The sequence below is a fragment of the Granulicella aggregans genome, assembly GCF_014203275.1.
GTDB lineage: Bacteria > Acidobacteriota > Terriglobia > Terriglobales > Acidobacteriaceae > Edaphobacter.
Map to the genome: position 1 here is coordinate 1,171,483 of NZ_JACHIP010000002.1, position 13,040 is coordinate 1,184,522.

Below are 13,040 nucleotides of genomic sequence, written 5' to 3' on the forward strand. Positions count from 1 at the left end.
CCCTTGTAGCTTGATCAAAATGACGCCTTGGTGCGGTAGTGACATCAATAAATCGCCAACCCCATCCTTCACGACGATCGAACTGACCGGTGCTGAAGCCTCAAGCGGGTGCCCCATCCGTGACTTGCCTTTGGTCATGGGTGGGCATTCGCGCCACGCGCGAACGGCTCTTTTGTTCGCTCCTCAAATCCCACCCTCTATAAACCGGTCATCTCGACCGAAGCGAAGCGCAGTGGAGAGATCCGCATTTGCTTTCGTCCGAAAGCCCAAACCGCCTCACCAGGAAATCCTAACCAACTCCACTCCCTGCCGCGGCAACATCATCGGCACACCCACCCCGCCGCCCTTCACCTTGACACGCGAAGCCGCCCCCAAAGACTCCAGCTTCCCCGCCTGCTCCAACTCCCCCTGCTCCGCCGCACTCGGTCGCGCCGGCGATCCCATCCTCTTCCACACCCCATAAGCATTCGAGTGCGCCTCATCCACCCGAAACTCCTCCACCTGCACCGTCCCCTTCGGGAGCCCATCGATCGTCATCTGAATCTTCGCTGCAGCCCCCGCCACATCCTCATCCGAGTAGTTCCACACCATCACATCCACCTCGCGCGCGCCGGCCCTCTCGCCCCGAGTAGCAATCGCCCCCACATCATCCTTCGCTCTCACCCCATCCCGGATGATCTCCTCCACCCCCAGCTCACCCGAGCTCTCCGTCTTCACCCAGTCCCCGCCCAGTTTCCCGTACATGCGAAAGACATTCAGTACCGCCTTGTCGATCCCATTCGTAGCCAGCTCCCTGAACCCCGCAAAGTAAGGCTGGTCCTCAAACTCAAACGCCCAGGTCACCCCGCCCTGCAGATTCACCCCATAGATCTTCGCCAGCTCATAGCTACGAGCCATCGCCTCGGCCACGCTCACCCCATACAGCGGCCCATTCCGATATCCGTTCTGCGGGCCCTTGCAGGCCGCACACCCTTCAGGATCGATCTCCGTCATGATGATCGGCGTCTGCTTCCACTTCGGATACGAAGCGATCACCTTCATCCCGCGCTCGACCGATCCCAGCTGCTCGCCCAGCCCCATCTCCACATGCCCATTCACCACCTTGGGCGATCCCTTGGGGTGATAGCTGATAAAGTCCAGCGGCGCGCCAACCTCGCCTGTCGCAGCATTCTTCCCCGACTCGCAATGCTCCAGAAACTGCCGCAGCATATGCTCGGACTTCCCCACATGGATCCCCGTCGCAGACGGCCCACCCACCTTCGCCGCCGGAATCACCCTGCGAATCGCCGCCGTCGTCACGTCATACAGCCGGTCGTACTCCTCAGGAGTGCCATGCCAATAATCGATGTCCGGCTCGTTCCAAACCTCCCAAAGCCACGTATCCGTCTCCGCCCCATACCGAGCCTTCAGGTGCGTCGCGTAAGCCTCCACCAGAGCTCCCCACTTGTCATAGTCCTTCGGCGGATAGCTCCACCCCGTAAAGACATCGCCCTTCGGAAAATCATGCCGGTAGGGCTGCGGATGCGTCGACATCGCCTCAGGCATAAACCCCACCTCCACCAGCGGCCTCACACCCGCATCTTTCAGCGAGTCGAAGATCTTGTCAGTGATCTCCCAGTCATAGATGGCCTTCCCATCCGCATCCTCGCGATAGGCGTTCGTCGACCCCCACTTCAACGACCCATCGCCATTCCCGGTAGTCAGCAGATTATGCGGCCGAAAGTAAACCGGAACGGGGCTCAGGTCATGCAGCTCCCGCAACAACTTCTTCCCATTCGGCGCCGTGATGTAGTTAGGCTCATCCGCCCCGAAGAAATTCCAGTCCGGCGAGTACTTACCCGTCCGCTCCCCAGCATGGACGGCAATCTTCACCGCATCGCCCGTCGCCACCTGCGCACCCGCAGACAAGCCACCCACCACACTCAGCACAGCTCCCACCCAGATCATTCGCATCCGCGAAGTCTGCATCATCCACCCAATCAAAGTCCAGCCAGCCCCCGGGACTGGCTATTCCCTCTTTGTCATTCCCGAAGGTAATCTGCTTTGGGCATCCCCACCTATCCTCGACAGCCGGATCCCGGGTGCCCCATCCATGACAAGCCTTTGGTCATGGGTGGGACATTCGTGCGAAGCACGAACCGCCTTCCTTACACGGCCACGTACCTCGCCGAGCCCCGAACAAGCAGACACCACTATCCTTCAACCCGAAAAGCATCCCCACCCATACCCCACAGCATCCCACCGCGCATGCTACTCATAATCCTTCTCATCGTTCTATTCCTCGGCGTCGGCGGCGGCGGCTACTACATGGGCCCTGGCGTCGGCTACTACGGCGGCGGAGTCATCGAGATCATCCTCGCCATCGTCATCATCTACCTCTTCTTCGGTCGCGGTCGCTCACGCATCTAGCCAGCTCTGGCTGTGCGTGACGCAATAGTAAGCCACACCCAAACAAGCATCCCTCCCCACAACCCCCGGCATCCCACGCCGCATGATGCCCGATCTCCTCCCCGCAGCCTCTCGCCGCGACTTCCTTCGCAGCGCCTCCGGCCTTGTTGCAGCAGCAGCCCTCCCGCAAGAGTCAAAGCCCAATCAGCAAGACGACGTCCAGCTCTCCCAGATCCACGCCAAGACCGAGCAGCCCGAAAAAGTCCCCGGCCCCATCGAGTCCTCCGATCAGCGCACCGGCTACGCCATCGTCGGCCTCGGCCGCCTGGCCCTCGGCGAGATCCTTCCCGCCATGGGCAAGAGCAAGTACTCAAAGCCCGTCGCCCTCGTCAGCGGAGACCGCGAAAAAGCCCATAAGATCGCCGCCCAGTACGGCATCAAGCCCACCTCCGTCTACGACTACACCACCTACGACCAGCTCGCCTCGAACCCCGAAGTCAAAGCCGTCTACATCGTCCTCCCCAACAGCCTGCACGAGGAGTTCGTCGTCCGCGGCGCCAAGGCCGGCAAACACATCCTCTGCGAAAAGCCCATGGCCACCTCGGTCAAAGCCTGCGAGCATATGATCGCCGCCTGCAAGACCGCCAGCGTCAAGCTCATGATCGCCTACCGCAGCCAGTACGAGCCTTACGACAAAGCCCTCGTCAAGATGATCCGCTCCGGCAAGTTCGGCACCCTCAAGCAGTTCATCTCCACCAACTCGCAAAATCAGGGCGATCCCACCCAGTGGCGTCTCAAGAAGTCCCTTGCTGGCGGTGGCTGCATGCCCGATGTCGGCGTCTACTGCCTCAACGCCGCTCGCTTCCTCTCCGGCGAAGAACCCACCGAGGTCTTCGCCGCCATCGACCAGCCCAAAGACGACCCCCGCTTCACCGAAGTCGAAGCCTCCTGCCAGGCCATCCTCAAGTTCCCCTCCGGCTTCACCGCCACCTTCAACACCGCCTACAACGCCCACAAATCGCAGTTCCTCCGCGTCGAAGGCACAGAAGGCTTCGCCGAGCTCAACCCCGCCTTCGCCTATCACGGCATCAAGATGAAGTTCTCCCTCTACGAACCCCAACTCAAGCTCGAGATGGCCCACGAGCCTGCCATCGAAGAGAAAGACCAGTTCGCCGAAGAGATGGACCACTTCTCCCTCTGCATCCAGAAGGACCTCCAACCCCACACCCCCGGCGAAGAGGGCCTGCAGGACCAGCGCATCACCGACGCCATCTACGAATCAGCCCGCACCGGCAAACCCATCCGCCTCCAGCCGCCACCTAGTCCCACCCGCGGCCCCGAACCCACTGAAGAAGCCTAACGAATTTGTACCTGTCCTGGCGGTTGTCTGTCCTTGCCGTCATCCTGAGCGCAGCGAAGGACCTGCCACACCGCTCACACCACCACCGCATCACGAACCTTTCAGCCCGCAAAGCGCGGACGTACCGCCGGAATAGCAGCGGGTTCCGGGTGCCCCACCCATGGCTCGCCTTTGGCCATGAGTGGGTCCGCCACAAATCCCACCTCGATGCGCACCTCTTCTGAGCCAAACCAATCCCCCAAGAGACCCGTCATCTCGACCGAAGCAATTGCGGCCCTATCGCAATGCGAAGTGGAGAGACCCCCGCATTTCGCTCTTGCACCTCCATGTACACTTTCCCTGACCGGCCAGTCTCCGAAAAAGGAAGCAGCCATGAAGCGAATCGCCGCCCTCCTCGCGAGCCTCCTTCCGCTCTCTCTCATCTCCGCCCAGAACCCCACCTCGCCCCACCCGGACATGGCCGCCCAAAGGGCCGAGGCAACGCTCTTCTTTCAGCGCTCCCTGGAGATCAACGACCTAGCCAGCAAGCCCCAGTCCCTCGAAGACTCCCACCACCTCATCGATCTCATCGCCGCCATCTTCGCCAAAGACATTCCACCCTCCCGGCTCACCCGCTCCCTCCGCGACCAGATCGCCCAGGCCGAATACGAGACCGCAAACTCCACCCCCACCCTCATCCCCGAACAGCGTGTCGCCGACGCCTGGAACCGCTACATCTACACCATCGGAGCCTCACCCGACGCCCTCGTCACCGTCGCCGAGATCCACAACCTCCGCGACGGCTCTTACGCCGCAGCTCGCTACATGTGGAGCCGAGGCTCCCGAAGCATCTGGTCAACTCCCGCCATCTACGCCACCACCCCAGACCAGAAGCTCGCCGACGGCTGCACCGCCGTCGAAGTCCTCCGCATCCTCTCGGACATCACAAACCAGTTCGGCAATCTTCGCGGCGCGCGCGAACGCGTCAAGGCCGGCGTCCTCGTCTCCGATAGCCTTAAGCCGCTCCCGCCCGGAGCCACACCACCACGCGCCTCAGTCAGTTTCAAAGTAGGCAGGCGCGACGACCCCGTCGGCGAAGCCGCCAACCGCTACGCCAGCGACCACGGAACCCGCGCCCTCATCCACGCCCTGCAAACCCTCACCAACGACCTCTTCCGCGGACAAACATAACGCCATCCACTAAAAGAAGCGTCATCTCGACCGGAGCATTGCGGCCTCATCGCAACGCGTAGTGGAGAGCCCCCGCATCTCCCTGCCTCCACAAATCTGGGTGCCCCATCCATGGCTCGCCTTTGGCCATGGGTGGGTCTGCCGCAACCCCGCACCCCGCACCCCGCACCTACACTCCGTGCCCCACTCATCGCAGCCGTATCGCGATGAGCGCGCCCGCCACCAGCTTCCGGCGGCCTGCTCCCTTTTCCCTTACTTCACCCCACCCGGCAAGTCATCCCGAACCTCAATATCCTCGACCTCCTTCGTCTCCGCCTTATAAGCCACCACCACCGTCCTTCCCTCGACGTGATGGCACAGCGAAAAGTGGTCCTCGCCCCACCACAAAGTATCCGAGAACCCCGACCGGAACCGTTCCGCTCCCGTCAGCTTCAACAACTGCGACGTTGTCAGGTTCGCTCCATCCACCGTCTCCGGCCGAATCGTGAACTTCGTCTGCTCACCTTTTTCTCTCCTGCAGGCCACCTCGGTCAGGGTTCCTCGCACGATCTGCGTATCCGGAGGCATGTCCGTCACCGGCGAAGGATCGCTGTCCCGCCGCGCCGGTGGAACCTCCTGCCAAAGCTCGACCGCCTCATTGTGGTCGGGCCCCGTCCAGTGCTCCGCCACGAACCGCGCATACGTCCCCGCCAGCGCCGGCTGATTTCCCTGCAGCAGGATATGCCCCGTCAGCAGCCTGTACCCCGCCCGATGCGGCTCCAGCGTCTCCGCCTGCCGAGAGTCCTTGTACGCCTTCTGCATCTGCCCCAACCGCCAGTCCACCAGCGCCAGCTCCGCGAACGCCGGTGCAAACTTCGGGTCAAGCTCCACCACGCGCTCCAGCTTTTCATGCGTCGTCTTCAACTCCTCCGGCGTCCGCTGGCTCAATGCCGGTCCCGACATCGTCAGCGCAAACAGCGATCGCGGCAGCCCCGGATCAAGCGCCAAAGCCTTCCCCCACTCCTCCACCGCCCCCAGGTCCTTGCCCGCATCGAAGTCCAGGTAGCCCATCGCCTCATGCGCCCCAGCCATCTTCGGGTCGAGCGTCAACGCCTTCTCCAGCAGCACTCGCCCATCCTCCCGGTCATGCGTCCCCACGTGGAAACACCCCAGCTCATACGCCGTCTCCGCCGGGTTCAGCTTCTTCTCCGCATAGCTCTTCGGATCGTCCCCCTTGTCCGGAGGAAACACACCCGCGCTGAACGAAAAGCGATGAACATACTCGTACAGCGCCTTATCAAACGTCTTCTGGTCTCCGAAAACCTGCTCGAACGCCTTCGGCTGCGGCACATCCGCCTGCAGCAGCTTGATGAACTGGCCCAGCTTCTGCCCATTCCCCATCCCCGGCCCAAAGGTCATGAAATGCACCATCGCCCAGGCCTGCGCATAAAACTCATCCATCTTCTTCAGGTCGCTATCGTAGGAAGAGCGCTGCGCCAGCATCGTCGCCACCGGCTTCAGCACCATGGTGTTCAGCGCCCGGCTACGCAGAGAAGGCGCGCCTACCAGCACCCGATCATGCTGAAACTGCGTGTAGGCGTAGAACTCCGCCATCCCCTCGTCCAGCCACACCGGCATCCATCGAATATTGGCGTGCATAAAGCTGTGCGCATACTCGTGATAGACCACCACCTGTCCCTGGCCTGTCCAGCTATCCATGCGCACAAGCGCAAACTGCTTCTCCCATCCGGAGAAAAATATGCCCGCGAGGTTGTCTGATCTCTTCGCCTGCCGAGGCAGCACCTCTCGAAAAGTCCCTTGGTCCCGCGCCGCCACAATCGTCAGTGGCGGCCCCGACTGCACTTCGCCCCCGTTGCCGAATCGCTCCACAAAGACATGCCGCATCTGCTCGAACTCGTTCGCAACCCTACGCCCGTCACCCGCCGAAGCATCCGTCAGCACCCGGAAGTGCGGACTCCGAATCTCCGTCCACGTCGCCTCGCCGAAGCTGCTCGACACTCCCCCCGCCATCACTGCCGCAAACAACAACATCCCCACCCGCATGCCTCTTAAATGCATCGCCCTGTTGATCCCCTTTTTCACTGACTATCGCAGCGAAAGTGTACCCCGGAAACTGGTACACCCGGTCCACACCTTGTTCTCCATTCATCGCAGCCGTATCGCGATGAGTGGTCTGCCGGGTGCTGGGTGCCCCACCCATGGCTCGCCTTTGGCCATGGGTGGGTCTGCCTCAACCTCTCCACATCCAGACGCCGCATCCAGCCTCATTTCTGCTCCTTCTAACCAGCTCTCACATCTCAAAGAGAGAGGAGTGGACCGACATACACCCTCCAGGAGCCCTCCTTGCCACACAAAACCGCCCTCATCGTAGGCTCGACCGGAATCGTCGGACAGAATCTAGCCACGCTCCTAGCCACAGACCCCGACTGGAAGATCTACGGCCTCGCCCGCAAGCCCCTGGCCACGCCCGGCATTATCGCCCTCGCCGCCGATCTCCTTGACCCGGCATCTCTGGCAACCGCCCTAGCCGAAGTAAAGCCCACTCACATCTATCTAGCCACCTGGCTCCGCCAACCCACCGAGGCCGAAAACATCCGCGTCAACAGCGCCATGGTCCGCAACCTCCTCTCTGCCGTCGCACCGGCAGGGTCGGTCGAGCACGTAGCCCTCGTCACCGGCCTGAAACACTACCTCGGCCCTTTCGAGTCCTACGGCAAAGGCACCCTCCCCGCCACGCCCTTCCGCGAAGAACAAGGCCGCCTCGACGTCGAAAACTTTTACTACGCCCAGGAAGACGAAGTCTTCTCCGCCGCCACCAAACACGGCTTCGGCTGGAGCGTCCACCGCCCGCACACCATCATCGGCTACGCCCTCGGCAACCAGATGAACATGGGCGTCACCCTCGCCGCCTACGCCACCATTTGCAAGCACACCGGCCGCCCCTTCACCTTCCCCGGCTCCGCTACCCAGTGGAACTCGCTCACCGACATGACCGACGCCCGCCAGCTCGCGAAGCACCTGCTCTGGGCCTCCATCACCCCCGCTGCCCGCAACCAGGACTTCAACATCGTCAACGGCGACGTCTTCCGCTGGAGCTGGATGTGGCAGCGCCTCGCCGCCTGGTTCGACCTCGAACCCGCCCCACTCCCCGCCGAGATTACGCCTCTCGAACTTCAGCTCGCAGACGCCGCCCCCATCTGGGCCGAGATCGCCGCTCAGCATCACCTCGCCGAACCGAATCTTGCCGCTCTCATCTCCCCGTGGCACACCGACGCCGACCTCGGCCGCCCCATCGAAGTCGTCACCGACATGAGCAAGTCCCGCAAACTGGGCTTCCTCGACTACCAGCCCACCGACGACAGCTTCTTCGACCTCTTCACCCGCCTCCGCGCCGCGAATCTGATCCCCTAGGGTTCCACGGGGCCGTCATTCTGAACGGAGTGAAGAATCCCCGCATTCCGTGTCCGAACCACGAAGCATCCCGGCAGAGCCTTAGCTGCGCCGTCAGAGTGACGGCATGTAGCCGAGATCAGCGAATCGCACAACGGGCTTGACACTTCGCAGGTACCCGCTATTCTCATCTGGCAAGAATTTCTCCGGCAAAAAGTTCAGCGCAAATAGTGGTCACCTCACTTATGCTGCGCTCAACTTCTCCTCGAAGCTCGAGGGCCGGTCTCCTCGCGAGTGCTTCTGGGCCCGTCTCTACTTTCTCTTCATCTCGCAGACGCTCAACTCAAGTCCTTACGCGAAGGAGTACTACGCCTATGTTCGGCTCAGAAGTTCTCGACGTAGCAGCCGCCATCATCTTCGTCTTTCTGCTCGTCAGCATTCTGGCCAGCGCCATTCGCGAAGGCATCGAAGGCTTTCTGAAGACACGCTCGGTCCATCTTGAGGCCGGCCTTAAGGAGCTGCTGCAGGATCAGGAAGGAACAGGTCTCACCACGCAGCTCTACAACCACCCCTTGATCTTCAGCTTGTATGCCGGGAACTACCCACCCACCCCCGCGTCGTGGCTCAGGTGGCTACCCAAGAAGTGGCCAAAATATCTTTCATTGGGACGCAATCTCCCGACCTACATTCCAAGTCGCAACTTTGCTCTCGCCCTGATGGACCTCGCCGCGCGCGGGCCCGTATCTGCCACGGACGGCGACGCCGCCGTCTCGGCACCCATTACGCTGCAAGCCCTGCGCGCGAATCTGAGCGTCCTCGAGAACGTCCGGGTCCAACGCGCATTGCTTACCGCAATCGACACCGCGCAAGGTGATCTGCAGAAGGCTCAAACAAACATCGAGGCCTGGTACGACAGCACCATGGACCGCGTCTCCGGCTGGTACAAGCGATCCACCCAGGGAATTCTGTTCGGAATTGGTCTGGCGATCGCCATTGCGCTGAACGTAAACACGATAACGATCGGCAATTATCTCTATCGCGATAGGACCGCACGGGAGACCCTGGTCGCGCGCGCTCAGGCCGCGACAGCGAATCCGAACTACCCAGGCCGAACCTATCCTGAAATTCAAACGGAACTGAATACTTTGAACCTTCCCATCGGTGGAAACAACAGATGGGCAGATTTGAAAGACAACACAAAACGGATCCCGACCCTCGGCGGCTGGCTGCTCACCGCCATAGCCTGCTCCTTCGGCGCGCCCTTCTGGTTCGACCTGCTCAACAAGATCATGGTCATCCGTTCGACGGTCAAGCCCCACCAGAAGAGTCCCGAGGAAGCCTCCGAAGACCATCAGGACCCCAAGCCGCCCACACCACCGGCACCAGCCCCTGCCACTCCGGGAACGGCGCAGCCGCCGGCCGCGACTCCCCCTCCCGCGGATCTCCAGAATGCAGATGAGGATGCGGACGATGGATGCGGCCTCGAGATCACAACGCCCACGAATGATGAGGACCTACCCTTGACCGAAGGAGGCGTCAGCTAATGCCCTTCTCACTCACATGGCTACCCGATGTACTGCTCGATGCCGGACTCAAAGTAGCGAAGGTCGACGGCTGGGAGTTCCGCGGCCTCGGCGACATGGGCGACGTCCTCGGCGTCATCTGCCACCACACCGCCGGTCCCCTCAGCGGCAACATGCCCAGCCTCAACACCATCCTCCACGGCCGCCCCGACCTCCGTGGCCCTCTCGCCCATCTCGGCCTCGGGCGCGACGGTACCTTCTACATCATCGCCGCCGGCAAATGCCAGCATGCTGGCCCCGGCATCTGGAGAGGCGTCACTGCCGGAAACACCCACTTCATCGGCATCGAGGCAGAGAACACTGGCCTCGCCAACGATCAGCCCTGGCCCCAGGTTCAGGTCGACGCCTACCAGCACGGAATCGCCGCGATCCTGCGCAAGATGAACCTCCCCGCCGATGCCTGCGCTGGCCACAAGGAGTACGCCACGCCACAAGGCCGCAAGACCGACCCGGACTTCGACATGGCCGTCTTCCGCTCGGGCATTGCGAAGATCCTCGACGGCTCGACACCGGCACCATCTCCCATCCCTGCCTCTGAGCCGCCGAAAGCCGACGGCTCCGTCCCGCGACCGACCCTGCGGCGGCCAGCCACCGGCGATCTGGTCAAAGTCCTTCAAACGAAACTGAAGCTGACCCCCGACGGAATCTTTGGCCCCGGCACCGAAGCCGCAGTGCGAGCCCTTCAAAGAACAGCAGGACTAACTCCGGACGGAATCGTCGGCCCCAAGACCTGGCAGCTAGTAGATCAATCGGCCTAGTGACGCCCTAACTACTTCGGCATAGCGATCGAAACAGCCTTGCCCGCCCCACGCTCCGCGATCCAGATCGTGTCGCCCGCCGGCTCAACCCCGGTCGGCGTCTTCAACCCTTCCTTCAGTACCGTCACGCTCGCCCTGTCCCCATTCACCGTGAGGGCCGTAATCTTCCCGCTGCCATTCTCCGCCACGATCAATTTCCCATGCGCTGCCCGCATCCCATCCGGCCCCTTCACCGGCTGGTCCATCCAGATGTCCACCGGCGATTGGGGCTTGCCATCCGCATCCACCGGAATCCGGTAGAGCTTGTTGAAGACCACGTTGTTCACATACATCACGCCATCCAGGAAAGTGATCCCATCGACGCCCATCAGCGTCCGATGCTCCAGGTAGATCTCCGCCGCCGCAGAGCCGACAGGAAGCCTGTAGATCTTCCCATTCGCCGTGTCCGTAAAGTAGAGCGCCTTGTCCGGCCCCACCGCAAGGTCATTGCACGTACTGTTCTCCCCCGGCAGATTCCAACGCACCTTCGCCGCTCCCGTCGCCAGATCGAACCCTCGCAGCGCAGTATGCCGACGCGACGGCGTTGCATCGGGCACCGGCGTCAACTGGCACGTCCACAACATGCCACTTCCAGCATCCGCCAGCATCCCGAAGAAGAACGTCCCCGGAGCTTCGCTGCTCGCATCGACAAACTTCTCCGCAACTGTAGAACCAGGACGCACCTTGTACACATACGGCGAACTCGCGCTGCCCACGATCAGCGTCCCGTCTAGCACCCCACCCTGCACCATCGTCAAGCTCTCCGGCTGCGACTTCGCGTCCCCAATCAGAATCTCCGCGGCCCTCGCAACCCGGGCCAATCCCGCACCGAGAACGATAGAGCCAGCAACCCAGCCAGCAAGCCGCCGAGCATTCGAAAGACGCATCGTCAAATCACCTCAAGCTCAATCATTCTGACCGGCCAGTGCAGTATACGGAAGGATGATGAACCCTCAATCGCATCGCTCCTCTACCGTCGAATGATTCCCCTCAACCTCCGGTCATCCTTTTACTCTGACTCGCCCGAGGAACAATCGAACAAGCTTCATCCGCCGACTCACCAGCCAGCACAACTCCATCAATGGGCTGGGCCACATCCTGCGATCACACGCCTCGCCGCGGCAACCGTATTCGGCCCAAGCGTCGGATGGTCTTTATCCTTCCCATACTTCGGCAGCTCGGTGTAATGCAGCAAGAACTGCGTTGACGGCAGCTTGAGATGCGCCGCCAGCCCCTGCGCCCCGTCCTGGTCAGCGATGGCCTTCGCCATCACGTACCCCACGTTGTAGAGAATCCCGTGGCCATAGAAGCCAACGTCATACACATCATCGAACGACATAGGCTCGGCCGAACCCAGCGAGATCACCGACATCTCCAGCAGCGACACGCTGGCATGCACATGCCTGATCCCGTCCCTGGCGTCAGTCTGCATTCTCTGACCGAGCTCCGAATGAGCGCTCTGTAGCAGCGAAATGTCCTCCACGTACATCGCCGTCCCTTCCTCATAAAGATTCGCCAGCAACTGCGCCGACTTTACGCACGACTGCTGCGTCGGTGTCATCCCATCGAGAGAGGGCAGGTCCTCCACCGCGCCGCGGTCCTTCGCGAACGCTCCCTGCACAGCGTGGTACAGTTCGTGCGTTGTGACGCCTATGGCGACGACGTACTCATCGGTCATGCCAAGGTTCAGGTAGAAATCGGTGCCCCCAAACGTATATCCGCCCCCGTCCCCGCCTGCAACGACGTACCCCTGGAGCTTCAGGTCGGTTCCCGCAGGCGCAAACATGGCGATGCGCTTCTCGATCTTCCCCTGGAACTCTGCAGGGTTCGTCGCAATCTCTTTCAGCAGCGTTTTCAGCTGGGGGATTCGCGGCTTTACCGAGTCGAAGGAGTAAGCCTCCTCCATCGAGCTTGTCGCCTTCACCCCATGAGCGCAGTCATAGAGCGCATCGGCAAAACCCTGCGTATTTGCAGCGAGCTTGAACTCCACCAGCTTCCGTATGATTCCCTGGTTCCCCGGCATCGCGGCAATCTTCAAGCTCGCATCATGCGTCAGGCCCGGATTTTGCAGCGCCTCCAGGACTGCCTTCGCGGAGTCGGTATTGACCGCCACGGTAGTGGCTGATGCAGGAGTCACCGCCATCGCCAGGGTCAATAACGCAATCAATTCCACTACTCGTCGAATCATGATGCGCTCTCCGTTGTCTTGTTAGAGCAGTGTCCTACAAACCATCGCTCTCCCGAAAGCCGCTCTTATAGGGCCATAGTATTCAGCCCCCAATGCTTTCGCCGGTTGACTTCCCGCCCCGCGACAACCGCGTACCCACACCTCGATTCTGAGATCGGGGCTAC

General features: G+C 61.6%; 10 protein-coding genes. 6 read left to right on the plus strand and 4 right to left on the minus strand.

Translation table 11 applies throughout. The features are described 5' to 3' along the window. Positions 1–276 precede the first annotated feature (276 nt). Complete coding sequence (locus HDF16_RS10080; protein WP_221312631.1) at positions 277–1,953, minus strand: GH39 family glycosyl hydrolase; 1,677 nt, start codon at positions 1,951–1,953, stop codon at positions 277–279. A 294-nt stretch (positions 1,954–2,247) separates the two neighbouring features. Between HDF16_RS10080 and HDF16_RS10085 the strand changes: the two genes are divergently transcribed. The 3 genes from HDF16_RS10085 (at position 2,248) to HDF16_RS10095 (ending at position 4,918) form a co-directional block, all read left to right on the plus strand. After that, positions 2,248–2,409, plus strand: a complete 162-nt coding sequence (locus HDF16_RS10085; protein ID WP_184216030.1) for a DUF3309 family protein — start codon at positions 2,248–2,250, stop codon at positions 2,407–2,409. Positions 2,410–2,491: 82 nt separating this feature from the next. Beyond that, positions 2,492–3,748: a Gfo/Idh/MocA family protein gene (locus tag HDF16_RS10090; protein ID WP_184216032.1), complete on the plus strand. Its 1,257-nt coding sequence runs from the start codon at positions 2,492–2,494 to the stop codon at positions 3,746–3,748. 372 nt (positions 3,749–4,120) lie between these two features. Then, the gene (locus HDF16_RS10095; protein ID WP_184216034.1) at positions 4,121–4,918 is read left to right on the plus strand and encodes a hypothetical protein; all 798 of its coding nucleotides are present in this window, start codon (positions 4,121–4,123) and stop codon (positions 4,916–4,918) included. A 252-nt stretch (positions 4,919–5,170) separates the two neighbouring features. On the opposite strand, the gene HDF16_RS10100 is transcribed toward HDF16_RS10095, so the two are convergent. Next, a complete protein-coding gene (locus HDF16_RS10100) occupies positions 5,171–6,976 on the minus strand; it encodes a hypothetical protein (protein WP_184216036.1) in 1,806 nt (601 codons plus the stop codon). A gap of 285 nt (positions 6,977–7,261) precedes the next feature. On the opposite strand from HDF16_RS10100, the gene HDF16_RS10105 reads away from it, so the two are divergent. The 3 genes from HDF16_RS10105 (at position 7,262) to HDF16_RS10115 (ending at position 10,649) form a co-directional block, all read left to right on the plus strand. Next, positions 7,262–8,329, plus strand: coding sequence for an SDR family oxidoreductase (locus tag HDF16_RS10105; RefSeq protein ID WP_184216038.1), 1,068 nt, complete (start codon positions 7,262–7,264; stop codon positions 8,327–8,329). Positions 8,330–8,682: 353 nt separating this feature from the next. Further along, a complete protein-coding gene (locus HDF16_RS10110; protein ID WP_184216040.1) occupies positions 8,683–9,852 on the plus strand; it encodes a hypothetical protein in 1,170 nt (389 codons plus the stop codon). Beyond that, positions 9,852–10,649 (plus strand): peptidoglycan recognition protein family protein, encoded by a 798-nt coding sequence (locus HDF16_RS10115; RefSeq protein WP_184216042.1) that lies wholly within the window; start codon positions 9,852–9,854, stop codon positions 10,647–10,649. The genes HDF16_RS10110 and HDF16_RS10115 overlap by 1 nt, the downstream gene beginning before the upstream one ends. A gap of 11 nt (positions 10,650–10,660) precedes the next feature. Here HDF16_RS10115 and HDF16_RS10120 read toward each other — a convergent pair whose 3' ends face one another. Both HDF16_RS10120 and HDF16_RS10125 read right to left on the minus strand, forming a co-directional pair. Continuing rightward, positions 10,661–11,575, minus strand: coding sequence for an SMP-30/gluconolactonase/LRE family protein (locus HDF16_RS10120; protein WP_184216044.1), 915 nt, complete (start codon positions 11,573–11,575; stop codon positions 10,661–10,663). 191 nt (positions 11,576–11,766) lie between these two features. Further along, positions 11,767–12,876 carry a DUF5700 domain-containing putative Zn-dependent protease gene (locus HDF16_RS10125; protein WP_184216046.1) on the minus strand — a complete coding sequence of 370 codons (1,110 nt, stop codon included), beginning with the start codon at positions 12,874–12,876 and terminating at the stop codon, positions 11,767–11,769. Positions 12,877–13,040 lie beyond the last annotated feature (164 nt).

Bases quoted from the DNA above. Each gene is read 5' to 3' on its own strand.
- HDF16_RS10080 (WP_221312631.1), bottom strand. From the start codon at position 1,953: ATGCGAATGATCTGGGTGGGAGCTGTGCTGAGTGTGGTGGGTGGCTTG.
- HDF16_RS10085 (WP_184216030.1), top strand. From the start codon at position 2,248: ATGCTACTCATAATCCTTCTCATCGTTCTATTCCTCGGCGTCGGCGGC.
- HDF16_RS10090 (WP_184216032.1), top strand. From the start codon at position 2,492: ATGATGCCCGATCTCCTCCCCGCAGCCTCTCGCCGCGACTTCCTTCGC.
- HDF16_RS10095 (WP_184216034.1), top strand. From the start codon at position 4,121: ATGAAGCGAATCGCCGCCCTCCTCGCGAGCCTCCTTCCGCTCTCTCTC.
- HDF16_RS10100 (WP_184216036.1), bottom strand. From the start codon at position 6,976: ATGCATTTAAGAGGCATGCGGGTGGGGATGTTGTTGTTTGCGGCAGTG.
- HDF16_RS10110 (WP_184216040.1), top strand. From the start codon at position 8,683: ATGTTCGGCTCAGAAGTTCTCGACGTAGCAGCCGCCATCATCTTCGTC.
- HDF16_RS10115 (WP_184216042.1), top strand. From the start codon at position 9,852: ATGCCCTTCTCACTCACATGGCTACCCGATGTACTGCTCGATGCCGGA.
- HDF16_RS10120 (WP_184216044.1), bottom strand. From the start codon at position 11,575: ATGCGTCTTTCGAATGCTCGGCGGCTTGCTGGCTGGGTTGCTGGCTCT.
- HDF16_RS10125 (WP_184216046.1), bottom strand. From the start codon at position 12,876: ATGATTCGACGAGTAGTGGAATTGATTGCGTTATTGACCCTGGCGATG.